Genomic DNA, 23,577 nt, shown 5'->3' on the forward strand with positions numbered 1-23,577 from the left:
TTCCTTGGCGACAAAATTTCTGATTTTACTACTTTTCCCAATGGTTGGGTGAGGGAGGTGGCAAAAAATTAAAGGCAAATTTTTTTTATTATTTTCTTCCTTTTATTTAATTGCCTTTCTATTATCTCCTAATACGATATTTTAAGGATCCTTTTTGAAAAACAGTTCACGAAAGCGAGGTTTTTATGAAGATCTTTACCAAGTTAATTTTTTTGATTGCTCTATTTTTTAGTGCCATGAGTTCTCTAGAGAGCCGTCAGGATGTTCAACCTTTTGCAAAGATTGTTGCTACCTCACCTCAGCAGCGAGCTTTGGGGGCAGCTAAGCATGCGCTCATTTTTAGAAACTTTCCCATAAATCAAGGCTTTATGATCTCATTTGCAAGAGGTTTGCAGCCAGATTCCTTGTCTTTTAAAGAAGTAGAGAAAATTCAGATTGATGAAAAAGGAACTGTATTTGTAGAGAGAGAGGCTAGGGGGAAAAACTATGGCCTTAATTTTGAGGGAATAGCTCGAGGGGAGCGAGTGAGGTATCGTTTTAATCAAACGGATGGCACCCTTCTTTCGGAGATTTCCTACGTGCCAAAACCGATTCGCAAAAAAAGTCGAGGGAAGACGTTTTCTATTAAAGCAGAGCTTTTAGGGATATTTCCAATAACCTATCTATTTAAATTTAAGGGAATCAAAGAAGGAGAAATTTTAAAAATCCGTTCAACTTGCGGGCAAAAGATGACCCAAGACACTGTGGAGTATAGGGAATCTCAGTTGCCTAAAATTGTATTGGAAATGGAAGGAAGAAGAGGAGAAACCAGTTTAATCGAAATATTGCGAGAAGATGGCGATAAGCTTGCTTTAAGGTTAAAAGGGGGAAATTCTTTTTCTGCAGGAGCAAAACATTAAACCTTAGCTGGCTTTAAGTACATAAATACTTTTAAAATTGCCGGTATGTTTTAAAGTTCTTCTAAGGAGAACAATTTAAAATTAATCTTTTTTTGTACCCCTAAGTTATTTAAATTATAAAGGGAATTTCATCTTCATTTTCATCCTTACAGCCAGTAATTAATGGCCAGGAAGCAGACAACTTGGGGCTAACTTGATTGAGACTGAAGCAGGTAGGCGTCATGGGAAGGCTTACAAAAAATGTGGCTGGCAAAATTTTTTCATTATTTTATTTCTTTTAAAGGCTTTTTCGATTAAACTTTTAATAAAATTTTAAAGAGACGCTTTTCTCTGTAAAAAGCCTTTAAAATAGGTGTAGAAGGCTAAAAAACGCCCGTTTTTTTATATTTGTTCTTAAAATTTTTTACTTTTAATTAACTAAGCAATTATTTAGGATGGGGGCTTTTGAATTGCCATGGGAGAACCCACATGTTAAAATTATTGATTTCTGCCATCTCTTTATTTTGTTTTTTTCACCCTCTTCAAGCAATTATTGACTGCGCTCCTCAATTACAGTCAGTTTTAATTACAATACGTCAACTTCCCGAAGCGTGCGAGTTAATTAATACAGTTTTGAAAGATGGACCTATTAAAATTTCCGTTAATCAGTCTTTGTCGGCAGATTTTGGAGCCTTTTGGGGGCTTGACGATCGCACAATCTTTGTGAATGGTGTAAATCAAAAAGATTTTGGAGAAACGATAGGCTCAGTTATTTTTGAGTTATACAATGCAGTTGCTACAAGGGAATTAAAACGTCTAGATGCATTAGCCGCAGCTGGAAAGATTGATAAATTTTCCTATGTTAGAGCAGTTGAATATGTGGAATATTGTAATTCTTTGAAAGCTTCGGAGATAGTTTCTAAAGGGATTAAGCAGGGGATTTATCCAATAGAAGCTCATTTGCCTATTTACCCTTCTTTTGAAGAACATTTTTATATTCAAAAGAAATACGGACATTCTGCATGGATTGCTAAAAATTTTGACGAGATTGTGTGGGAGGCCCAGCAGTATAGGCAAGGATACTAAATTGCTTGGTGGCTAAGATGCCACGCCATCTAAAGTTGCATTTGTCCGAATTGAAGTTGCCGCATTGCCCATAGAGAATCACACGAGAAAGAATATAGCTTGAGATCACCTTTAAAAGCTTGAGCCTTCAGGCGAGCGAGTAGCCTTACTGTAAGCTTCGGCAAAATATTTCCTTATTGGAATGAAAGCTCGCTTGGCATTTTTAATTTATATCCGGAACGTGCTAAAAGCTATTTGGGTTAATTTTAGCAGAGTTTTGAGCAGTATGCGACATTCTATCTATTTTTTTATCTTTGTTTCTTTCACTTTGATTAGCAGCTTAGCGATAGGGCAACTTTATGATTTTAAAGAAGAACCTATCGATGTAGTCATTCCATGCACTGAAAAAGATGTGGAGACGCTTAATTTATGTATTGCGGGTATCCAAGCAAATTGTTCGCAAATTAGGCGGGTGATTGTCGTCTCTTCCCATCCTTTGACAGACCAAGCAGAATGGTTTGACGAAGCTTTATTTCCTTTTACTAAAGATGAGATCGCCTACCATCTCTTAAAGGGGGATGCGTCTTTAAACTCTCCTAAAAAATTGCCAAGAGTAGGGTGGTATTATCAACAGATGCTAAAGTACTATGCTGCTTTTATTATCCCTCATATTAGCTCGAATATTTTAATTTTAGATTCCGATACAATCTTTTTAAACCCAGTCGAGTTTTTAAACTCAGAAGGTGCCGGGCTCTATAATCCTGGTTCGGAGTACCATAAAGCCTATTTTGAGCACGCTGATCGTTTCTTGCCAGGCTTGAAGCGTTTATATCCGGAATATTCAGGGATCTCCCATCATATGCTTTTACAGCTTCCCGTCCTGGAAGAGCTATTTAACAGAGTAGAAACTTATCACCAAATGCCTTTATGGCAAGTTTTTTGCCACTGCGTGAGTGATGATTGTACATTTGCTTCAGGTGCTTCTGAGTATGAAATCTACTTTAATTTTGTTTTCTCACGAACAGATCAGGTTAAATTGCGCCATTTAAAATGGAAAAACATCAAAAACTTGGATCACTTACCAGGTTATAAAGCCCGAGGTTATCACTATGTATCCTGCCATGCCTGGTCAAGGCAAGGACTTAGCAGCTGATGATCTTTGTGTTAGCTTTACTCTGCTTTGCTTCTTCGAAATGAAAAAGTTTTTATCCGCTCTATCAAAAAAGATGAGGCTCCCTTGATTGGCAAAAAAGAAAAAAGGATGCTTTCCTAAAGGTTACCTGCGAGGCAGGCATGAATCGTAAAAAGCTCTTTGCCAAGTTTATGGGCTATCCAAAGAGGGAAGGGAACAACATGCAAAACTTTTTTAAAAACAATAACAAATTTCTTGGTTAAATCCATTTCCAAAGAGCTCTTCTTTTAGAAGAGCATCCTTTACAAAAGAAGCCTGCAAGCCTCCTTTGGAAATCTACACATTCCTTAGAAAAAATAAATAAATTTTCTGAGTTGTGGCAGGTTTTCCAAAAATAAATTTAAAAGGACTTGTCTAAACCTAAAAAAATAACAAATAAATTAACTTTTTTTGAAAATAACCTTTTAAAAAATTGAAAGCATCAGGTAGCATTTAACAAAAAATAAAAAATAAATAAAATTTCTTGATAAATTATTATTAAAAATAAATTTTTAAAAATAAGGCTAATCTCTATGTTAAAAACCATCCTTATTCACGGCAATGGCGGCGGACAAGCGACAGACATTTGGCTACCTTATGTAAAAAAAAATATGGAGCATCTAGGAGTAGCAGTTATAGCGAAAACTTTTCCCGATAATTTTTTAGCAAGGAGCGAGTATTGGCTTCCCTTTCTTAAGAAAGACTTAAGAGCTGATGCAAACACCATTCTCATCGGGCATTCGTCGGGAGCAGTGTGTGCGATGCGCTATGCTGAAAAATATCCTATTTTTGGTTCGGTTCTTGTGGCAGCCTGTTACACAGATCTAGGGAGTGAAACAGAAAAATTGAGCGGCTATTATGATGACCCATGGGATTGGGAAGCGATCCGTCAAAATCAGAAATGGATTATCCAATTTGCTTCCACGGACGATCCTTATATTCCAATCAAAGAAGCACGCTATATCCATGATAAATTACACACAGATTATTACGAATTTAGCGATAGAGGGCATTTTGTGGATGATCACACATTTAAAGAATGCATCATCGCCTTAAAGTCGAAGCTTTTTGTTTAGAAGAAATAAGCTGAGTTTGTTAAAAGTGCCTGCAGCTTTTTGAAGGAGTAAAGGTCAGAAAAAATTTCTGACCTTTACAATTACCTTAGTCTAGTTCAGGAATAAACTCCGGAACAAATGATGCAGCATTTGCTCTATCAGCATCACAAACAAAAACTGGGCTCGCATAACGGACATAGCGGCCGTGTATGTTTCTAATAAATACCTCTGTTCCTGCAGGGTTGGCATATTCAAACACAAATAATTCCCAATCTTCAGGATTACTTTTGGCATGGCTCTCTGGATTCCATAATATGAGAGGACCATTAGCCCTAACAGCTTGCCAACATTGGTATGTATTTGCTCTAAAAATCCAATATCCTAGAAGCTGTTCGTAGGAGCCTCTTTGAGTGATCCATGTAAAACTCTGTTTTGTGGAGTCGTCATGCACACTGCTTAAGCCAAAGTTATGGTCTAGATAGCGGCCAGAATAATAACCCAGGCGCAAGGCTCCAAAATAAGCATTGTTAACAAGTTGAGTCACTTTAACGGGATCTGGAATTGCAAAGCCTGTTTCACGAGCATGCAAAGAGCCAGATAGTATTTCACCCATAATGATAAAAACAAAAAACCAAATTGTTATAGATTTTTCAATTTTCATATGCCCTCCTTTTTGTTAAGGCAATTTCAATTTATAAAAAACTTTCATGTTTTGCAACAAGGTTAAAAATTTATTTTTTGTAGATAAAAATAATTAAGAGCTGAAAGTTTAGTTTTCTATTGTAACGATTTTTCTCACAAAAAGGCTTTTTAGAGGTTGTGTTGAAAAAGCTTGTGAATTTGAAATTACATTTAAATCTCCCTATTAATATCTCGAAAACATTTAATGGAGTGGCTTTGTATCGGCAATAAATAGATTCCTACACATCTGGGCATTGCTTGATAGCCATCCAATTTCTGTCATGGAAAGACCACCCTGCTCGGTCTGCTGCGTTTTAAGGTATGTCAATAAAATCTTTCACTTGGACGGGCATATGCTTGTGTGCCTCTCGAGCATAGCGCTAGTTATCCTTCAAGCGGAAAAGGGGCGCCTGTGGCTGCTAGGACTAGTGCCTTTGCCACTCTTTTCACCCCCAGCTCCGTTGGCAATGACAGGGCATCTCTCAGGAGATGATCTCCCTATCTTAGGCTTTAGGAGGGCCTCGCTACGTTTTCGCTTATTGTCGAGCTGCGTGATTTCGCAAGTGGCCTTAGAGACACAATGGATGTCGTTGCTGGAATTAAAGCCCAGGAAATTGTGCTGGCACCTTCTTGACATCATTCGTCGGCTGATGTCAAAGCATAGGTCATAGGCGCATCTTAGGCTTTATGTAAGGCTCAAATTCGCGGATATCAATGTCGTGAAAGTTGTGCAATGGAGTAGAATAAAAACGCCTTCACTTAGGTCGAGGGAGAAAGGGGGTAGGAATTTAGCGTTATGGCTTTGGCAAAACAAGGGAAAGCGATGGATAAGACCGATGAGCCATCATTAAAAGGAGTGATTAACAAACTTCCCTATTTAAGAAATAAGAATCCAAAAAAGAATTTGAGGCGCTTAAAACTGAATTTTATGAAAAATTTCATCCTGAAGGTTTTCTTGAGCAGCTTTTATGTGAGCGAGCATTGGCTGCAGCATGGAGATTATCTCGAGTAACGCAAATGGAAACGTTATCAATCGATCATACAGCAAAAAAAGCTTATTCTAATAAGAGGATTAGTGAAGTGCTTAGCGGGCGTCATGGAGATGAACTCATGCTACTTTCTCGATATGAAATCACATTAGAAAAAATCCTCTTCAGGTCTATCCGAGAATTAAGGGATTTGCAGATGGCACGTAATCTTGAACAAGCGATACCAATCACCGAAATTGGCTTTGTTCTGCAAAAAATCACTGAAGCCAGTACTTAAATTCATTGCAATGTTTTATAACCTTTTGCTATTGTTATCGCTCTTAGCAGAGGGAATATGAAAAAGATTCAAGACTATCTAAAAATTAAAGAAGCCGCTGAGTTCTTGGGCGTGACGACGACTACTTTAAGAAATTGGGAAAAACGAGGAAAATTAACTTCACATCGTCATCCACTAAATCAATACAGGCTTTATAAGCGTGAAGATCTAGAAGAATTTTTGCAATTGATAGCGATGTCAAAGCAAAAGCACTCGAAAGGAAAATAGCATGGACTCAATGGAATTTAATGAGCTATTCGACTTGCTTCAAAATGGTGATGAAATGGATCGCATTGAAGCCAAATCCGCTGCTCACGGTATTGGAAAAAGCTTTCTCGAAACAGTTTCTGCTTATAGCAATGAACCAGGGCTTGGTGGAGGCTATATTTTATTAGGCATTACGAAAAATGGCGAAACACGAGATTTTAAATACGCTATTACAGGTATCTCTGATCCAGATAAACTTCAAAATGAGATTACTTCGCAATGTAGACAATGTTTTAATCTCCCTATTCGTCCAATTATCAAGGTCATTCCTCATCCTCAAGGTTGTATGCTCCTAGTCTACATTTCAGAAGCTAACGCTCACGAAAAACCAGTCTACATTAAGAGTAAAGGCATTGATGAAGGTGCTTATCGACGCATAGGATCATCCGATCAAATTTGTACCCGCGAAGATTTAGATCTCCTTTATCAACTTCGTTCTAGACGAAAGTACGATGAAACATTGGTTGAAAATGCTTCTTTTACAGATTTTGAGCCTCAAGCAATTAAATTATATAGATATGAAAGAGAAAGGATTAAACCAGATGCTTCTGAGCTGCGCTACAATGATGAAGATTTACTGAAAGCCTTGAGGGCAATTGAGACAGAAAAAGGTTTAACAGCTCCTACGATAGGTGGGCTACTTCTTTTCGGCAATCAAGCTGTTTTAAGACGACTTTTTCCTCTCAAAAATCGAGTGGATTACATGCTCGTCGAAGGCAGAGAATGGATGACCGATTCAGATAAACGCTATACAGCTTTTGAAATGTGTGAAGCTTTGATTACGGGCATTCCTCGCCTCATTAATCAAGTGATGACAGACATCCCTCAAGTGTTTGCTTTAGAAGAAGATGAAATCAGAAGGAAAGATAATCCCATCATTCCAAGAAAAGTCATCCGAGAGTCCATTGTCAATGCGCTCATGCATAAAGACTATCGAGTGGCAAGTCCTGTGCAAATTATAAAGTATTCCAATCGCACAGAATTTCGAAATGTTGGCTATTCCTTAAAGCCTCAAGAGCAGTTGGGGCTTCCTGGGTCAGTTCCCAGGAATGAGATTTTGGCTCAAGTGTTTCAAGATATTCATTATGCCGAAGCCAAAGGGACTGGAATTAGCACGATGCGTGAAGAAATGAAAAAAGCTAACCTATCAGTTCCCTTAATTGAATCTGATCGAGCAAGTAATTTGTTTGTCTTAACGCTCCTACCTCACCATCTCTTTGATCAGCAAGATATTGAATGGCTAAAGTCTTTCAAAGCCTATAACTTGAGTGATGAAGAAGCTCGTACTCTCATTATTATCCGTGAGAAAGGTTCTATTTCTAATACGGAATATCGAGCAATTAATGGAGTTGATACTTTAATGGCAAGTGCTCATTTAAGGCGCCTTCGAGATTTAGAACTTTTAGAGCAGAAAGGGAGAGGGAATGCAACATATTACATTCCTACTCATAAACTTCTTTCTCCTTTTGTTACCCCTCATGTTAAGTCTTTATCTGAGGGGTTAACCCCTCATGCAACTCAGTTATCTGAGGGGTTATCTAATCAGATAGTGAACTTATCTGGGGAGTTAGATATAGAGTTAAGAGAAGCGATTCAAAAAATAGGAAAAAGAACTCCGCCAGACATAATAAAAAATCTAATAAAACGACTGTGTCTATTGCGTCCTTTTAAGCCCAGTGATTTAGCCATTCTCCTAAAAAGAAGTCATCGATATGTTCGTGACTACTATCTTACTCCTATGGTTGAGTTGGGTGAACTTGAGTTATTATTTCCTAGTAATCCTGCTCATCCACAACAAGCCTATAAGAGCACGAAATCATGAAAGCGATTCTGCTCTAGCCAGAGTATCAAGCAAAGAGCAAGAAGAAGGGCAATCAATCCCTGCTAAAGAACGTCGTTTAAGAGAATATGCGGAGAGAAAAGGCCTGATGAGGAAGTTTTTAAAATTACAGAGTCATCGACTAAAGATACCAGCAAGGAATTTGAGAAAATTCTGGAACGTATCCGCAAGTCACGTGAGACCATTGCATTAGTCGCTGATACGATTGACAGAGTTCAGCGCAGTTTTAAGGAATCGGTTGTCCTTGACAATCTGAGAAAAGACGGAAAAGTGGAAATCCATTTCATGCGTGAAGGATTAATCCTTAACCTTAGATCAAACATTTCTGATATTTTACGCTGGAATATGGGGGTGATGTTTGCTCGCAGTTATGTTCTCCAGCTAGGCGACAATATTAAGCGTAGCAAAGAGCAATCCGCAAAACGAGGCGTATGGATGGGCTTGGCTCCAGTGGGTGATATGCATGCTGTGGCTGGTCAAAACTTCTATATCACGGCGAATATGGTCATGAATTTGGCAGCTCCTGCTAGAGAAATCTTTGAGAGTTCTGAAGTTGAAGAAAAACGTGAGCTTGTGAATTTGATGTTTCAGAACTTAAAATTAGAGCGTAAAAAAATGCTCACGGACATCCGTGAGCCATTTAGTAAGATGATTGGATATAAGGATCATCCAACCAATTGGAGGTGGAGAGAATTGAACTCTCGTCCTGGGCAAATCTACATATTAATATCTACATGCTTAGTGGGCTGATCAATGAGTTAATCACGTTGCAGCCACCACACTATGATTAACTTGCTTCATTTGATCTTGAAGTAAACTCCTAGAAGCGGCGAATTTTACTCCATACCAAGTGAATGACAGCAGACTCCTCGACCCTTGGTCCAATCTCAGACTGCTGTGCCGATAAAGCTGTTAGGCTTTATACAGCGAGTAATTAGCTTAATTAAGCAGCAGCAGCGTAAGAAACTGAATCAGCTTCTTGTGCAGCAGCAAAACTAATTACTTTGCTATTTTCGTTAGCATTTATTGTTTTATCGGCTTTTTAAGGAGGCCAACCGACATCCTCCGCATGCAATCAATACTTGACTTCTCAGTCGAAACCGTGACACCCCCAAATATCGATTGATTCTTATGATAGCTTTTAAAAGATTAAAAAGCAACAACCTCTGTCAAACTTTAACCGGGGAATCCTGATTCTCCCCGGTTATTAAGACCCTTCTTTTTTCACAGTTGTCAGTTAAACCAATCCTTTTTTCTCCACTTCCTCTATTGCTCTCTGCGTAGCTGCCATTATAAGGTTTTGATCATCTTTTTGCTTAGAAGCTTTCTGTGGGACCTCGTTTTCATTTCCCATCAGCTCATCAAAATTAATCTCCTCTTCATCGCTGACCTCATCCTCTTCATGCTTATAGTTTCGCTCTCTCCGTTTGCGCAAAACTTCGTTCAATTTTTCTTGGGCATTTGTTGTGTTTGAATCCAGGGAAAGATCGGAGGATTCAGAGGGAGGTTCAGGGGGCTTGGGGATAGTTAATTTATTCCACCGAGCGACATGCATAAAATCTTCCAGCTTGGTTTTGAAGCGTGTTCCCAAATACAAGGCGCTTAGATTTGAAATTTTATGGGAGAGCTCTTGGATCTCTTTTTCTTCTTCTTTAGTAAAAGGCCCTTTTTTTGCCTCAAATGCTTTTAGCTTAGATTCTAGCTGTTTATTAAGAGGGTTATAAGCTTTCTTAAGGGTCCTTTCACTCACCCAAGAAAAGCTTTTTAGAAAATGTCCAAGTCTTTTAAAAAATAATTCCACCGTCTTTGTTTTTGGGGAGTTTTCTTTTTTTAAGTATTTAAGCAACTCGGTATTATTCTTGACTTTGCACCCTTGTTTAATAAAGTCAGCATGATTATCCAAATTTATAAGCATAAACTATTATCCTTGTTAAACTTGTCATGTAAATATTTTATTATATAATTTATTTAAATTCAACAATAAACTTTAATTTTCCTTTTGTTTTTTATTTAGACTTGAATAAAGATTGTGTTTTTTTAATCCTTAATAGAAACGAAGGATAAATATTGCCTTCATGGGTAGCGATTTACCAATTTAGGAGAGGCAAATTAAAATGAATATTCAAGGAGATAACCGACTAGAGCGTTGAATCGAAGGCAACCACGACATTTTCGGCTATTTAGGAAGCTTGAAGAAGGGCAAGGTTAGCAGAGCCTACTATGCTAGGCAAAGAGGCGGTTGTTTACAGTTCTTGGTAGGGAAAATAAGAGAGCAGGCATATGAGAATGGCTCCTCTCTTTTATTCTAACTACCTAATTAACTTGGGGAAAGAAAGGGAGGGCTCCTTTTCTTTGAAAAATCGATAAAGGGGAACTCCCATTAGAAGGACGCCAAAGCCAGCACCCAATTGGACCCACGAAATCTGTAAAAGCAGCCAAAAATTCAGGGCCAGCGCAGCAATGGGTAGAATGGTATAAAGAGGGCCATTTAGGAGGGGTTTCCACTCCTCTCTCCTGCGTAAAACCAATAAAGCTAAACATGTGGGAATGTACTGGGTAAATCTAGCGGCCACGTTTAAAATAGCCAATTGATAAAAATTTCCCGACAAAGCAATCAGGGAGACAAAGCCTGCAGTCATTAAAGTCGCTATATACGGAGATTCATACCGATTCTTGGCAGCAATATAAGAAGGAATAAGCTGATCTTCTGCTAAAGCAACCGCTGTTCTTGGGGTCATAAATGAAGCGACCAAATTGACCCCTCCAATCGAAATCAAAGTCCCTATATCGACAATATTTTTACTCCATTGACCGCCCAGTGCATAGGCGAGATCAGAGATAGGAAAGACACTTTCTGCCAACTGGGAGCCTAAAACGCCAATCGCTACAATTTGGATAATAAAATAGAGTAAAGAGCAAAAACTGATCACAATAATTAAAGCGATTGGAATATTTTTTTGAGGATTTTTCATTTCTTGCGCAGCAACCGCCAGGCCTTCAAATCCCGTAAAAGCATAAAAAACCATTAAAAAGGCTTCTTTAAAGTGGGTGGGTTCGATTTCTCTAAAAGGCAGCAATACAAAATGCTCACTTTTTAAAAAAAATAGGCCAATTGCCACTACGGCTAGAAGAGGAATGAGTTTCGTAATGGTCATCACATCATTTAAAAACTTAAAAGAGTGAATCCCTCTAAGATTTAAAACGGTAAAAAAGAGGATCTGCGCCATAATTAAAAGGCTGCGAAAAGGCTCTCCAGCAAGGGCAGGAACTAAAGAGCTTAAGGCAGTGGTGAAACCCACCGCTAAAGTCGCCCAAGCAATAATGCTAATCGCCCATTTCATCATGCCAACTTCAAATCCCACAAAATCTCCAAACGCTTCTCTAGCGTAAAGATAAGCTGCTCCATTTTTGTTAAAAAGGGAGGCACATTTTGCAAAACAAAGGGCTATTAAGATGATAAATAAAGTTGCCAATAGATAAAGAAAGGGGCTCCACGTATTGACAAGTGCCATCGCCTTCCCGGGAAGGATAAAAATGCTGGCGCCGACCATACTATTAATCCCTAGCAGGATAATACTTAAAAGGCCTAATTTTTTTTGGTTAGGAAGGTTCATGGTTTTCTACTTTTTTGATAAAATAATTAAACAATTTTTGCATATTCGCATCGGATGAAACCATCATTTCGGGATGCCATTGTACCCCTAAAATAAAATGCCCGTCGTTCTTTTCGATCCCTTCTATCAGTCCATCTTTTGCTTTTGCATTAATTGTAAACCCATTTGCTAGTTTTTTAATAGCTTGATGATGATAGGTATTCGTTTCGAGAGAGGAGGCATTAAAAATTTCTTCCAAAATTGTGCCGGGCATTACATCCACATCGTGCATTGCAATATGCTTTTTTTCTTTTTGCAGATGGAGAATGTTTGTATTAAACATATGGGGGATATCTTGGTAAAGAGTTCCTCCAAAAGCGACGTTCAGCAATTGTAAACCGCGGCAAATTCCTAATATGGGTTTATTTGTTTCCTCGGCCATTCGAACGAGATGCAACTCATGGGTATCGCGCTTGGGAAAAATGGTTCCTAGCATCGGATGTGGTTGCTCTCCATAAAGCAACGGATTTACATCAATTCCACCTGAAAGAATCAAACCATCAATTTGATTCATCTGCGCTCGTACAATCTCTTCGTTTTCCACAAAAGGAAGCATGAGGGGAACTCCCCCTGCTTGAATAACCACATCGATGTAAGAATAGTTCACATACACGCGTTCTTGTCCTGTTTCAGGTCCAAATGTTTCAAATAAAAAATTAGTTGAAATTCCGATAATTGCTTTTTTTGCCCGCATAAAAACCAACCAAATAGTGAAAGGAAAAATTATTTTAAATAAAAATTATAACAATATAGGCGGCAAATGTCAATTTGATTCATTTTTACAAAGAGAATAATAAAGGGAACTCATATAGATTACTTGTTAATTAATTAAAGTATTTGTTATATAATAAAAATATGAATATAATGAATTAAGTGTCTTTAAAGAGTAAACAAAGCGAGGCCATATGTTTTTTTTCCGAACAAACGATTATTTTGATTGTTATCCTTCTTTTACTCTAACAACTGATCAAATAGATCCAGAAGAGAAAGTCGTTCAAACCTTGCACTCTTTCGACACGGAAAAAGAACTATTAGCCATAAAGTGGGACAAGAAGACAAAACTTCAGTCGTTAGTACACATTGATAAAAAAGATTTAACCATAAAAAATAAGATTCTTTCTTGGTTCGGAGCGGGAAAATTAGCTCATACTTGTTACTCCCTTTACGATGTCTGCCGGTATCTATCGTGCTACGACTTCAAATCAACCAAAAGCCAAGATAATGTTCATCAAAAAGTTTATGAGAAGGTCTGCATTCTAGCTGGTAAGTTTTTATTAAAGCCAAAAAAATCCTTATATTCATACGCCGCATCCACCTACGCTAAGTCGCCCGAAAGGCTTGCGACTTTAAAATTATGGATCAAAAACTCTGAGGCAAAGGAAGCTTCTTTATATAAGGCGGGTTCAAAAAAGTATGTAACCTATTTTAATCCGGCTATAGAGGGGGATAATCCTTCTTTAGATCCAGGCCAAATCCATGATATTTTTCGAAATCTGTATATCTGGAGCCATCAGAAGGATAGTGGCTAAGCCATTTAGTGTTAACTCAAATCCTCATCAAATGGCCTACACGCACAAGAGAGTTGGCCATCTTGAGACCCTCTTTGAAGGGAGCACGGTCTCCCGCCGATAGATTATAGGCTCAAGTCCTGCTAATTGCTTATTGGCGTATTCATAAGCTAATTTAAAATCACTTTTTTCAAATCCGAACTTAACGGAGAACCTTATTTCATACTCACATGTAGAAAATTATTGAATAAATTTTACTCAAGATATTTCATAGCAGATTATCCTTCAGATTATAAAACCTGCGCGAATGCAGATAGCAATTCTATCCCACGGGAAGTTCGGCGATTTGGTTGTAACTTACGTCAAGATGGTGCAGCGTTGCCTTAATAACCAGCCCACCCCTTCGCAAACACCAGCGAGCTTGTTATCTTTTAAATCAAGCATCTTCAACTGAGGCAGCTGTCCTATCTCTGCAGGCAGGTTAGTAAGCTTATTACCTTCTAAATAAAGTTCCTCCAACTGAGACAGCTGTTTTATCTCTATAGGAAGACTGGCGATTCGGTTGCAGCTTAAGCCTAGCCTTCGCAGCCGGGATAGTTGTGTTATCCCTGTAGGAAAGCTAGTGAGCTGGTTGCAGTCTAAGTTGAGCTTTAATAGCTGGGATAGCTGCGTCAACTCTGTAGGAAGGCTAGTGAGCTGATTTTCGTATAAGGAAAGCTCTGATAGCTGAGATAGCTGTCCTATCTCTGCAGGAAGGTTAGTAAGTTTGTTATTTTCTAAACCAAGCTCTTCCAACTGAGACAACTGCCTTATCTCTGCAGGGAGATTGGCGATTCGGTTACGGTATAAGTCAAGGTATATTAATCGGGACAGCTGCGTTATCTCTACAGGAAAGCTAGTGAGATTGTTATCGTCTAGCTGAAGGATTTGCAAAGCAGGCAGCTGCCTTATCTCTGGAGGAAGAATGGCGCCTCGGTTGCACCTTACCTCCAGATGAGGCAGCCTTGTTTTGATAGTTGGCCTATCCCTTCACAAACACTAGGGAGCTTGTTATCTCTTAAATCAAGCGTTCGCAGCTGAGACAGCTGTCCTATTTCTGCAGGAAGGCTATTAAGCTTATTATCTCTTAAATAAAGTTCCTCCAACTGAGACAGCTGTTTTATCTCTGCAGGAAGACTGGTGATTCGATTGTAGCTTAAGTCAAGCGTTCGCAGCTGAGACAGCTGTCCTATTTCTGCAGGAAGGCTAGTGAGCAGATTGCAGTCTAAGTTGAGTTCTAATAACTGAGACAGTTGCGTCAACCCTGCAGGAAGGCTACTGAGCTGGTTTTTGTATAAAGAAAGCTCTGACAGCCGAAACAGCTGGCTTATCTCTGCAGGAAGGCTAGTGAGCTGGTTGCAGTCTAAGTTGAGGCTTAATAGCTGAGACAGTTGCGTTAACCCTGCAGGAAGGCTAGTGAGCTTGTTATCTCCTAAATGAAGGATTTGCAAGGCAGGCAGCTGCCCTATCTCTGCGGGAAGGCTAGTAAGGCTATTCCATTTTAAGTAAAGCTTCTCCAACTGGGACAGCTGCCCTATCTCTGCAGGAAGATCGGTAATTCGATTATAGCTTAGGCGGAGTTCTCGTAGCTGTGGCAACTGCGTTATTCCTGCAGGAAAGCTAGCGAGCTTGTTATCTCCTAAATCAAGGATTTGCAAAGCAGATAGCTGCCCTATCTCTGTGGGAAGGCTAGTAAGATTATTACTTTCTAAATAAAGCTTCTCTAGCTGGGACAGTTGGCCAATCTCTGCTGGAAGGATTGTGAGTCGATTTATTCCTAACCAAACTTTTTTTAGCAGGGACATTTGGCCAATCTCTGCTGGAAGGATGGTGAGTCGGTTGTGATTCAAGTAAATTTCTTTTAGCTGGGTTAATTGCCCTATCTCTGCAGGTAAAGTCATTAACAGATTTTGAGTTAGCTTAAGAGAACTAAGCTGAGATAGCTGCAATACCTCTATTGGAAAATCGGTGAACAGGTTCTGGCTTAAGTCAAGCTTGGATAGCTGAGACAACTGGCTTATCTCTTTAGGAAGGGTTGTGAGTCGGTTTTGGTTCAAGCTAAGCTCTTTTAGCTGGGCTAATTGTCCTATTTCTGTGGGAAGGCTAGTGAGCTTATTCTCTTGCAAGTTAAGTATTTGCAGATGGGAAAACAGACCTATTTCTGGTGGTAAATAGGTTAAGCCTGCTTTACATAAATTTAGCCTAGTTAAGTGCTCGCAATTTTCTTTTATCCATTGCCTAAGACGTTCGCCTTTTTTTTCTAAAGATAAAGATTTAACTTCTTCGTAGTTCAGGTATTCCCGCCCGCCTGGAAGTCTTTCCCAAAGCAAAAGGCGATTAATATTGAGAAGATAAGAAGAATAGCTAGCTAGTGTCAAATATCTTTTTTCTTCTATTGCCTGCCTGAATTCCAGAGGAGATAAAGAGCGAGCCAAGTTAAAAACTTGCTTAAAAATTTGCTTTACCTTTTCTGCTGGAGTGAGGTTAGGTTTTAATGGATAAACCTTCTTCAAAATAGCCGTTATTTGGGTATCATCTCTTAGGCGGGGAATATGGATGGCAGCTATTTTTTTATAAAGAGCTGGCATGACAGCATTAACTAGCAGGGCGTGCCAGCTTTTGCAGACCCTAAATAAGGACGGAGTTGCGCTACTCTCTAAGATAGGATAGAGCAGCTCAGCGGGCAAACTTTCGATGGATAAAGAAGGGTTAGAGTTCATTTTTATCTCCTGCATTAATTATTTTAAATAGCTTATGTTTTTAAGAGGTTAAAAAACTAGGAAAATAAAAACCAATTTCAACAAGCTTTAATGTAGCCCATAAAAATAAGTTAAATGAGGATTTCTTGTAGCCTATATGCTAGTGGCTTTAATTTTAATTCTACTTGCGCTGTAAGCGCCCTACTGACAATTAAGAGCACAACCTCACTAATGCCAATAGCCATTTTCTTTGTCTTTTGCCTTATCTGCATCTACACCTTATTCTTAGTGGCATAGTTTCGCCATAAAGAGCGTCGCATGTAAATCTTTTCCAAAATAATTTTTGTTAAGTTAAGTAGTTGCCCCTATTCCGGTTGAGCTTCACCAGTTTTAATAACCAAACCATATTTAATGGAAGGATAGTGAGTTGGTTTGCGCTTAAGTAAAGCTCTAATAACTGAGACAGTTGCCCTATCCCTGTAGGAAAGCTAGTGAGTTGATTTTCGTATAAGAAAAGCCATAATAGGTGAGACAGCTGCCCTATCTCTCCAGGAAGGCTGGTGAGCTGGTTTTCGCTTAAATCAAGGCTTCTCAGCTGAGACAGCTGACCTATCTCTGCAGGAAGGCTAGTGAGCTGGTTTTTTTGCAATCCAAGCCATTCTAGCCGAGAGAGCTGTCCTATTTCTGCAGGAAGGCTAGTGAGCTGATTTTCGCTTAAATCAAGGCTGCTCAGCTGAGACAGCTGACCTATCTCCCCAGGAAGTCTAGTGAGTTGGTTAGATCTTAAATAAAACATTTTCAGCTGGGACAGCTGTCCTATTTCTGCAGAAAGGCTAGTGAGCTGATTTTCGCTTAAATCAAGGCTGCTCAGCTGAGACAGCTGTCCTATTTCTGCAGGAAGGATAGTGAGCTGATTTTCGCTTAAATCAAGGTTGCTCAGCTGAGACGGCTGTCCTATCTCTGCAGGAAGGCTAGTGAGCTGATTTTCGCTTAAATCAAGGCTGCTCAGCTGAGACAGCTGTCCTATCTCTGCAGGAAGGCTAGTGAGTTGGTTGCTCGTTAAGAAAAGCTCTTCTAGCTGTGGGAGTTGTCCTATTTCTGCTGGAAAATTGATGAACTGATTGCTTTTTAAGTCAAGACATTTAAGCTGTGACAGCTGTCCTATTTCTGTTGGGAGGCTAGTGAGTTGGTTATTTGTTAAATAAAGGTTTTTCAGCTGAGACAGCTGTCCTATCTCTGCAGGAAGGCTAGTGAGCTGGTTAAACGCTAAGAAAAGCCCTTCTAGCTGTGGGAGCTGTCCTATTTCTGCTGGAAAATCGATGAACTGATTGTTTCTTAAGTCAAGGCATTTAAGCAGGGACAGCTGTCCTATTTCTGCTGGAAGGCTAGTGAGTTGGTTATGTGTTAAATAAAGGTTTTTTAGCTGAGATAGCTGTCCTATCTCTACGGGAAGGCTAGAGAGCCGGTTTTTGCTTAAATTAAGCGTTTCCAGATGAGACAGTTGGGCTATTTCTGGTGGTAAGTAGTTTAGGCCTATTATGCCAGCCAAATTTAGCTCAGTTAAGTCTTGGCAATTTTCCCTTATCCATTCCCCAAGACGCTCTCCTTTTTTTTCCAAGGATAAAGACTTAACTTCTTTACGGTTTAAGTATTTCTGTCCGCCTGGAAGTCTTTTCCAAAGCAAAAGACGATTTATGTTTAGAAGATAAGAAAAATAATCAGCTAGTGTCAAATATCTTCTTTCTTCTATTGTCTGCCTGAATTCCAGAGGAGATAAAGAGCCAGCAAGAATGAAAACCTTTTTAAAAATTAGATTCACTTTTACCACAGGGGGGAGAGTAGATTCTAGTTGGTAAACGCTATCCAATATAGCCGTTTTTTGGATGCCGTCCTTTCCCTGGGGAATATGGATGGCTGCTATTTTTTTATAAAGAGCTGGCATGACAGCATTCACTAGCAGAATGCGCCAGCTTCTACAGACGCTAAATAAAGAATGGGTTACGCAAGCCTCTAAAATAGGGGAGAGCAACTCGGTGGGCAAGCTTTCGATGGATAAAAAAGAGTTAGAGTTCATTTTTATCTCCTATATTAATTATTTTAAATAGCCTATGCCTTATCTCTGCAGGAAGGCTAGTGAGCTGGTTTTTGCTTAAATTAAGCGTTTCCAGCTGAGACAGCTGCCCTATCTCTACTGGAAGGCTAGTGAGCTGGTTTTTTCGCAAGCCAAGCCATTCTTCTAGCCGAGAGAGCTGTCCTATCTCTGCAGGAAGGCTAGTGAGCTGGTTTTCGCTTAAATCAAGTGTTTCCAGCTGAGACAGCTGCCCTATCTCCGCAGGAAGGCTAGTGAGCTGATTTTCGTATAAGTAAAGCCATAATAGGTGAGGCAGCAGCCCTATTTCTGCAGGAAGGCTATTGAGCTGATTTTTGCTTAAATCAAAGTTTTTCAGCTGAGACAGCTGCCCTATCTCTACTGGAAGGCTAGTGAGCTGGTTTTTTCGCAAGCCAAGCCATTCTAGCCGAGAGAGCTGTCCTATTTCTGCTGGAAGGCTAGTGAGTTGGTTATCTTCTAAATAAAGGCTTTTCAGCTGAGGCAGCTGCCCTATCTCTGCTGGAAGGCTAGTGAGCTGGTTGCTGCTTAAATCAAGCTTTTCCAGCCGAGACAGTTGGGCTATTTCTGGCGGTAAGTAGTTTAGGCCTATTATCTCAACCAAATTTAGCTCGGTTAAGTCTTGGCAATTTTCCCTTATCCATTCCCCAAGACGCTCTCCTTTTTTTTCCAAGGGTAAAGACTTAACTTCTTTACGGTTTAAGTATTCCTCCCCACCAGGAAGGTTTTTCCAAAGTAAAAGGCGATTAATGTTAAGAAGATAAAAAGAATAGTTAGCCAGTGTCAAATATCTTCTTTCTTCTATTGTCTGTCTGAATCCCTGAGGAGATAAAGAGTGAGCCAAGTTAAAAACTCGCTTAAAAATTTGGTTTACTTTCTCTGCCGGAGTAAGGTTAGGTTTTAATGGGTAAAATTTACTCAAAATAGCCGTTATTTGGGTATCATCCCTTAGGCGGGGAATATGAAAAGCGGCTATTTTTCTATAAAGAGCTGGCATGACAGCATTCACTAGCAGAATGCGCCAGCTTCTACAGACGCTAAATAAAGAAGGGGTTACGCAAGCCTCTAAAATAGGAGAGAGCAATTCATTGGGTAAGCTTTCTATGGATAAAAAAGAGTGGGTATTCATTTTTACCTCTTAAATTAATAACTTTCAAATATTTACTTTTTTAGGTAGCCTAAGAAAAATAGGAAAGTAAAGCAAATTCTTGCAGCCAACATGTTATTGACTTTGCTTTTAATCTTACTTTCACTGTAAGCGTTAGAGCGGCAATTGAAAATCGCCTCTTATCACTCGCAAATAGGCCACTTTTTTGTTTTTTATCCTGTCCAAAATTTATTCCTAGTAGTATCGACATGCCATCAAGAGCGCCCCAGGAAGGATTAAAAAGCATAAGAGATTGCTAAATCAGTTTTTTTTCTGCTAAGTGCCATTTCCCAGGTGTATCGTAAAGCTACTTTCCTAGCTTTTTCTCGAGTAAAAAAAGGTTTGGAGTTTGAGCTAATTTTTCTTTTTGCCTATTGGTGGGTAGACATTCTTTCATTGTGTTTTATTCCTTTTTTTATTACCTCCTTAATAAAGAACCTTAGTTTATGATTCGATTTAATTACAATTGTATTAATAAATCTTAATTAATTTTTTATTGTCAAAAAAACTGCCTGCAAAATTTTAATTAAAGTATAGTAAGTGTTCTTATAAGGAGAAACGCCCTAAGAAATAAGGAAAGGCTTACTCATCTGAGCAAACGAAAGTTGGGGCGAAAATGAAGCCAAATTAGGTTAGCTGAGCCCTTATGCCAAGAGATGGGCTAAAAACTTCCTGAACAGACTGAGTATAAAAGGCTTTATGTGGCTACAGCTGTTCACTCTAAAAAAGAAAAAGCTGTGAAAAAACTTCGATTAATTATGTACTTTTATTTTAACTAACACCGCCTAGAATAGGCAAGGACGGAAAGTCAGTTGGACCTTAAGAGTTTGCTTCGAACATTGTCCACCTGAGTCGATCGCAAAGCATAACGGGATGAAAGCCTGCGAAAAAAGCTTTCAAATAGATTCCGTAGAAAACTGTGGGATTGTTATTTTTAAAGTATACGATGAAAGTAGTGAATTTTTAGGCTGGTTTTCTTTATTTTTTCGTCTCTACCATGCTTAGGTGAGGAGGGGCAAAAAAATAAAGAAAGAAAAACCTTGAGACTTTTGAGGCTTGAAGGCTTGAACATTGAGAAGTGAAAAATGAAAAAGTGTTGGATTAAAGCGCAATTAGAGAACTAACGTTAATTTAATCTGCTATACATTGCAGGAAGTTAGACATTTGCTAAACTATGCTCAAGAGCCTATCAAGCAAGTATGGAGTTATTGGCTGGAATGGCCTACTTAGAGGAAAGTCTGCAATACAATTTTTTGGAGTTTGATTAATGGGGGGGCCGTTGGGCTGATGTTTCCATTGGAGAACAATGGGATCGAGATCTGCTTCTCATAGATGGTCAGGAGTTTGGCAAGAAGATGGCACCCTTAATAAAATTTTATCAGCTCTGCTTGAAATTGCCCACTTAGAAGGAATGCTAGATTGGGATCGCCTTGCTGCGGATGGCCTTTTTTCAGCGGGGAAAGGAGGAGGTGAGCTGGTTGACTATGGCTACAAGGGAAAAGGAGTCACAACTCATCTATTAGTAGATAATGAAGGAAGTTAGGTGGCATTTGAAATAACCAGTGCTAAGGGAGATGAGAGACAGCAAGTAGAAAAGTTACTTGATTCAGTAGATGGCCTGGTGACTACATTCTCTGAAGAAATGGGCTTATTGCCTATTTTTGAAGCAGATAAAGGTTATGATTCTAGGGAGCTAAGAGAAAAGCTGCTTAAAAGAAAGATCTATCCCTTAATTTCGTATAGGAAGATAGGAAAGCTGGAAAAAGATCGCTTCATGGGTGTTAAGAAAGCGTTGGCAAGTCGAAAGAGCGATAGCTTGGCTCCAAAGGAAGTTTAGAAGGCTTGTTGTCCGTTGGGAAAGAAGGCTTAAATATTGGAAGGGTTTTTTAAGTTTTGGCTTTATCCTATTTTGGGTCAATCGAATATTGGGTTAAGTTCATAAACTTGAAGAGGAGATAAATTTTATTTTTCCTTTCAGGAGAAAATTGAAGCCACAATGAAGCAAAGGTGCGGCAGCTATATTTACATACTATGAAGATAGACAAATGTCCCTTCCTCAGAATTTTGATCTGCAAGCTGCGCTAGCTAAATGCAAAGCAACAGGACAACCTCGCAGAAAAATGGCCTTATTCAGCGTTTGATTGGAGGCATGCTTGAACAAATGCTTCAAAAAGAAATGGAGGGGCATCTTGGTTACAAAAAGCATTCTCCTCAAGGTCCATTGCTCAGTAAACAGTAGAAATGGCCTCTCAAAGAAAGCTCTTAAAAGCAATTATGGAGAAATTGAGCTTGGGATTCCGAGAGACCGTAAATCGGAAGTTGAACCAATTGCCGTTAAAAAGCATCAAAGAAGCATTAGCGCATTTGATGATAAAACCATTTCATGAACAATGCCCCCTTGGGAATGGAAAACAGTCATTGCACGTCTAGCACTGGCTTACGAAGACAGGCTAGGTTTAGAAAATAGCTGAAACGATTTACACAAAAGAATCGAGAGACTCTCTTATTGCAATTTTTACTACTATTATTACTTTTTAGGAATATCTCTAATTTATGCTAGTATCGTAGAAATATCCTCAAGCGTAGAATTCCTACTATATTCGTGGGCTATCTTCATGGCAACTTTTACAGCTTCCTCGGCGTTTCCGGTTTTATGCTAGTATCTTAGAAATATCTTCAAGCGTAGAGTTCCTGCTAAATTCTTGAGCTATCGCCATGGCAACTTTTACAGCTTCATCTGTGTTTCCGATTTTTGCTAACCTCTTAGAAATATCCTCAAGCGTAGAATTCCTGCTAAATTCGTGAGCTATCATCATGGCAACTTTTACAGCTTCATCTGTGTTTCCGATTTTTGCTAACCTCTTAGAAATATCCTCAAGCATAGAATTCCTGCTAAATTCGTGAGCTATCATCATGGCAACTTTTACAGCTTCATCTGTGTTTCCGATTTTTGCTAACCTCTTAGAAATAACCTTAAGCATAGAATTCCTGCTAAATTCGTGAGCTATCATCATGGCAACTTTTACAGCTTCATCTGTGTTTCCGGTGTGTGCTAACCTCTTAGAAATAACCTTAAGCGTAGAATTCCTGCTATATTCGAGAGCTATCGCCATGGCAACTTTTACAGCTTCATCTGTTTTTCCGATTTGTGCTAACCTCTTAGAAATATCCTCAAGCATAGAATTCCTGCTATATTCGTGAGCTATCATCATGGCAACTTTTACGGCTTCATCTGTGTTTCCGGTGTGTGCTAACATCTTAGAAATATCCTCAAGCGTAGAATTCTTACTATATCCGGGAGGTATCATCATAGCAACTTCTACCGCTTTATCTACTTTTCGATGATGTACTAATATTTCACAAGCATTCTTAAGGACAGAGCTGTCACTATTTTCGGAGGATACCTTTTTGGCAATTTCTATTATCCGATAAGCTTCGGCTAAATGAAATATGCCTTCCAAAAAAGTTGAATTAATTTTGCCCGCAGAGATCTTTCTTAAACGTGTGTAATCCTTTTCACTTAACACTTTTAGTATATCTAAAATTTCTTCTTTTAATTCATCAATTGATAATTTAACTGCCATAAGGTTTACACCACCTAAAATTTTTGTATTACTTCCAATGTGCAAAAGCCTTTCTATCTGGCTTGCACAGGAATCTTTTGGCAAATTTTCACCCAACCATTTTGCAAAGCCTTTTATTGAGTTAAATTCTTTGCGCTTAGCGGTATCTATTGATACTGCATTCCAAAGATGATTGACTCCAGCAGCCGATTGAAGGGACATCCTATCTAAATAATTCAGGACTTGTGCAAAAAGCTCAGGTGGCAATTTTTTGTTTATTAATCCGCTTTCTATTATAGGTGGATTATAAGCTTCAGAAGCTGCTTCACTCGTTGTAATTAAACTATTCATTTCCCTATCTCTTTCTTTATATTTAAGATTTAAAAAATAAGAAGATTGTATCATAAAAAACTAGTTTTAGTAATTCAGGGAGTTTTTATCAAAAGCTATGTGGGGGCCGAAATAAAAGAATGTACATCCTTAAAATTTTTTTAGCACAAACGGTAGGAAAAGAAGCGCTCATGAAAAATTTTCACTTTGCTTCAGAAAAATCCTCTTACCCCATGCCCAAAATAATCTTCTCAAGGATATCTCGCGCA

General features: G+C 38.9%; 20 protein-coding genes, 1 other RNA gene and 1 pseudogene. 12 read left to right on the forward strand and 10 right to left on the reverse strand.

The features are described 5' to 3' along the window. Positions 1-185 precede the first annotated feature (185 nt). From PARA125_RS04805 to PARA125_RS04820, 4 genes are all read left to right on the forward strand, one after another. Positions 186-899 carry a hypothetical protein gene (locus tag PARA125_RS04805; RefSeq protein ID WP_213157600.1) on the forward strand — a complete coding sequence of 238 codons (714 nt, stop codon included), beginning with the start codon at positions 186-188 and terminating at the stop codon, positions 897-899. Between the two features lie 468 nt (positions 900-1,367). Then, complete coding sequence (locus PARA125_RS04810) at positions 1,368-1,964, forward strand: hypothetical protein (protein WP_213157601.1); 597 nt, start codon at positions 1,368-1,370, stop codon at positions 1,962-1,964. Positions 1,965-2,229: 265 nt separating this feature from the next. Further along, positions 2,230-3,096: a DUF6492 family protein gene (locus PARA125_RS04815; RefSeq protein WP_213157602.1), complete on the forward strand. Its 867-nt coding sequence runs from the start codon at positions 2,230-2,232 to the stop codon at positions 3,094-3,096. 551 nt (positions 3,097-3,647) lie between these two features. Next, a complete protein-coding gene (locus tag PARA125_RS04820; protein WP_213157603.1) occupies positions 3,648-4,190 on the forward strand; it encodes an RBBP9/YdeN family alpha/beta hydrolase in 543 nt (180 codons plus the stop codon). Between the two features lie 85 nt (positions 4,191-4,275). Here the strand turns inward: PARA125_RS04820 and PARA125_RS04825 are convergent, their stop codons facing one another. After that, positions 4,276-4,830: a hypothetical protein gene (locus PARA125_RS04825; protein ID WP_213157604.1), complete on the reverse strand. Its 555-nt coding sequence runs from the start codon at positions 4,828-4,830 to the stop codon at positions 4,276-4,278. A gap of 816 nt (positions 4,831-5,646) precedes the next feature. Here PARA125_RS04825 and PARA125_RS04830 point away from each other — a divergent pair. From PARA125_RS04830 to PARA125_RS04845, 4 genes are read left to right on the forward strand one after another with little or no spacing between them, the layout of a single operon-like run. Continuing rightward, positions 5,647-5,862 carry a hypothetical protein gene (locus tag PARA125_RS04830; RefSeq protein ID WP_213157605.1) on the forward strand — a complete coding sequence of 72 codons (216 nt, stop codon included), beginning with the start codon at positions 5,647-5,649 and terminating at the stop codon, positions 5,860-5,862. 5 nt (positions 5,863-5,867) lie between these two features. Continuing rightward, a complete protein-coding gene (locus PARA125_RS04835) occupies positions 5,868-6,116 on the forward strand; it encodes a hypothetical protein (protein WP_213157907.1) in 249 nt (82 codons plus the stop codon). Between the two features lie 57 nt (positions 6,117-6,173). After that, positions 6,174-6,383, forward strand: coding sequence for a MerR family transcriptional regulator (locus PARA125_RS04840; RefSeq protein ID WP_213157606.1), 210 nt, complete (start codon positions 6,174-6,176; stop codon positions 6,381-6,383). A gap of 1 nt (position 6,384) precedes the next feature. Beyond that, a complete protein-coding gene (locus PARA125_RS04845) occupies positions 6,385-8,244 on the forward strand; it encodes an RNA/DNA-binding domain-containing protein (protein ID WP_213157607.1) in 1,860 nt (619 codons plus the stop codon). 693 nt (positions 8,245-8,937) lie between these two features. Here the strand turns inward: PARA125_RS04845 and ssrA are convergent. The 4 genes from ssrA to PARA125_RS04870 all read right to left on the reverse strand — a co-directional run bounded on the left by ssrA (position 8,938) and on the right by PARA125_RS04870 (position 12,609). Further along, positions 8,938-9,375, reverse strand: a transfer-messenger RNA (tmRNA) gene (ssrA, locus tag PARA125_RS04855). Positions 9,376-9,499: 124 nt separating this feature from the next. Continuing rightward, positions 9,500-10,177, reverse strand: coding sequence for a hypothetical protein (locus PARA125_RS04860; protein ID WP_213157608.1), 678 nt, complete (start codon positions 10,175-10,177; stop codon positions 9,500-9,502). A 394-nt stretch (positions 10,178-10,571) separates the two neighbouring features. Next, a complete protein-coding gene (locus tag PARA125_RS04865; RefSeq protein WP_213157609.1) occupies positions 10,572-11,876 on the reverse strand; it encodes an APC family permease in 1,305 nt (434 codons plus the stop codon). After that, positions 11,863-12,609, reverse strand: a complete 747-nt coding sequence (locus PARA125_RS04870; RefSeq protein WP_213157610.1) for a gamma-glutamyl-gamma-aminobutyrate hydrolase family protein — start codon at positions 12,607-12,609, stop codon at positions 11,863-11,865. The genes PARA125_RS04865 and PARA125_RS04870 overlap by 14 nt, the downstream gene beginning before the upstream one ends. 211 nt (positions 12,610-12,820) lie before the next feature. On the opposite strand from PARA125_RS04870, the gene PARA125_RS04875 reads away from it, so the two are divergent. Next, complete coding sequence (locus PARA125_RS04875) at positions 12,821-13,444, forward strand: hypothetical protein (RefSeq protein ID WP_213157611.1); 624 nt, start codon at positions 12,821-12,823, stop codon at positions 13,442-13,444. Between the two features lie 336 nt (positions 13,445-13,780). Here PARA125_RS04875 and PARA125_RS04880 read toward each other — a convergent pair whose 3' ends face one another. The 4 genes from PARA125_RS04880 to PARA125_RS04895 form a co-directional block, all read right to left on the reverse strand. After that, positions 13,781-14,356 (reverse strand): leucine-rich repeat domain-containing protein, encoded by a 576-nt coding sequence (locus PARA125_RS04880; RefSeq protein ID WP_213157612.1) that lies wholly within the window; start codon positions 14,354-14,356, stop codon positions 13,781-13,783. A 50-nt stretch (positions 14,357-14,406) separates the two neighbouring features. Beyond that, entirely contained in the window at positions 14,407-16,182 is a 1,776-nt protein-coding gene (locus PARA125_RS04885) for a leucine-rich repeat domain-containing protein (RefSeq protein WP_213157613.1), read from the reverse strand. 325 nt (positions 16,183-16,507) lie between these two features. After that, entirely contained in the window at positions 16,508-18,235 is a 1,728-nt protein-coding gene (locus PARA125_RS04890; RefSeq protein ID WP_213157614.1) for a leucine-rich repeat domain-containing protein, read from the reverse strand. Beyond that, on the reverse strand, positions 18,225-19,397 hold the full coding sequence (locus PARA125_RS04895) for a leucine-rich repeat domain-containing protein (RefSeq protein ID WP_213157615.1): 1,173 nt from the start codon (positions 19,395-19,397) through the stop codon (positions 18,225-18,227). The genes PARA125_RS04890 and PARA125_RS04895 overlap by 11 nt, the downstream gene beginning before the upstream one ends. A 1,324-nt stretch (positions 19,398-20,721) precedes the next feature. Here PARA125_RS04895 and PARA125_RS04900 point away from each other — a divergent pair. The 3 genes and pseudogenes from PARA125_RS04900 to PARA125_RS10150 all read left to right on the forward strand — a co-directional run. After that, positions 20,722-20,958 carry a hypothetical protein gene (locus PARA125_RS04900; protein WP_213157616.1) on the forward strand — a complete coding sequence of 79 codons (237 nt, stop codon included), beginning with the start codon at positions 20,722-20,724 and terminating at the stop codon, positions 20,956-20,958. Continuing rightward, positions 20,959-21,252: a transposase gene (locus PARA125_RS04905; RefSeq protein WP_213157617.1), complete on the forward strand. Its 294-nt coding sequence runs from the start codon at positions 20,959-20,961 to the stop codon at positions 21,250-21,252. A 208-nt stretch (positions 21,253-21,460) separates the two neighbouring features. Beyond that, positions 21,461-21,799, forward strand: a pseudogene (locus PARA125_RS10150) (transposase); the annotation flags it as partial. 267 nt (positions 21,800-22,066) lie between these two features. Here PARA125_RS10150 and PARA125_RS04915 read toward each other — a convergent pair. Next, positions 22,067-23,329, reverse strand: a complete 1,263-nt coding sequence (locus PARA125_RS04915) for an F-box protein (protein ID WP_213157619.1) — start codon at positions 23,327-23,329, stop codon at positions 22,067-22,069. Between the last annotated feature and the right edge of the window lie 248 nt (positions 23,330-23,577).

Origin of the sequence: Parachlamydia sp. AcF125, from assembly GCF_018342475.1 — a bacterium.
GTDB lineage: Bacteria > Chlamydiota > Chlamydiia > Chlamydiales > Parachlamydiaceae > Parachlamydia.

Bases quoted from the DNA above. Each gene is read 5' to 3' on its own strand.
- PARA125_RS04805 (WP_213157600.1), top strand. From the start codon at position 186: ATGAAGATCTTTACCAAGTTAATTTTTTTGATTGCTCTATTTTTTAGT.
- PARA125_RS04810 (WP_213157601.1), top strand. From the start codon at position 1,368: ATGTTAAAATTATTGATTTCTGCCATCTCTTTATTTTGTTTTTTTCAC.
- PARA125_RS04815 (WP_213157602.1), top strand. From the start codon at position 2,230: ATGCGACATTCTATCTATTTTTTTATCTTTGTTTCTTTCACTTTGATT.
- PARA125_RS04820 (WP_213157603.1), top strand. From the start codon at position 3,648: ATGTTAAAAACCATCCTTATTCACGGCAATGGCGGCGGACAAGCGACA.
- PARA125_RS04825 (WP_213157604.1), bottom strand. From the start codon at position 4,830: ATGAAAATTGAAAAATCTATAACAATTTGGTTTTTTGTTTTTATCATT.
- PARA125_RS04830 (WP_213157605.1), top strand. From the start codon at position 5,647: ATGGCTTTGGCAAAACAAGGGAAAGCGATGGATAAGACCGATGAGCCA.
- PARA125_RS04835 (WP_213157907.1), top strand. From the start codon at position 5,868: ATGGAAACGTTATCAATCGATCATACAGCAAAAAAAGCTTATTCTAAT.
- PARA125_RS04840 (WP_213157606.1), top strand. From the start codon at position 6,174: ATGAAAAAGATTCAAGACTATCTAAAAATTAAAGAAGCCGCTGAGTTC.
- PARA125_RS04845 (WP_213157607.1), top strand. From the start codon at position 6,385: ATGGACTCAATGGAATTTAATGAGCTATTCGACTTGCTTCAAAATGGT.
- PARA125_RS04860 (WP_213157608.1), bottom strand. From the start codon at position 10,177: ATGCTTATAAATTTGGATAATCATGCTGACTTTATTAAACAAGGGTGC.
- PARA125_RS04865 (WP_213157609.1), bottom strand. From the start codon at position 11,876: ATGAACCTTCCTAACCAAAAAAAATTAGGCCTTTTAAGTATTATCCTG.
- PARA125_RS04870 (WP_213157610.1), bottom strand. From the start codon at position 12,609: ATGCGGGCAAAAAAAGCAATTATCGGAATTTCAACTAATTTTTTATTT.
- PARA125_RS04875 (WP_213157611.1), top strand. From the start codon at position 12,821: ATGTTTTTTTTCCGAACAAACGATTATTTTGATTGTTATCCTTCTTTT.
- PARA125_RS04885 (WP_213157613.1), bottom strand. From the start codon at position 16,182: ATGAACTCTAACCCTTCTTTATCCATCGAAAGTTTGCCCGCTGAGCTG.
- PARA125_RS04890 (WP_213157614.1), bottom strand. From the start codon at position 18,235: ATGAACTCTAACTCTTTTTTATCCATCGAAAGCTTGCCCACCGAGTTG.
- PARA125_RS04895 (WP_213157615.1), bottom strand. From the start codon at position 19,397: ATGAATACCCACTCTTTTTTATCCATAGAAAGCTTACCCAATGAATTG.
- PARA125_RS04900 (WP_213157616.1), top strand. From the start codon at position 20,722: ATGGGATCGAGATCTGCTTCTCATAGATGGTCAGGAGTTTGGCAAGAA.
- PARA125_RS04915 (WP_213157619.1), bottom strand. From the start codon at position 23,329: ATGAATAGTTTAATTACAACGAGTGAAGCAGCTTCTGAAGCTTATAAT.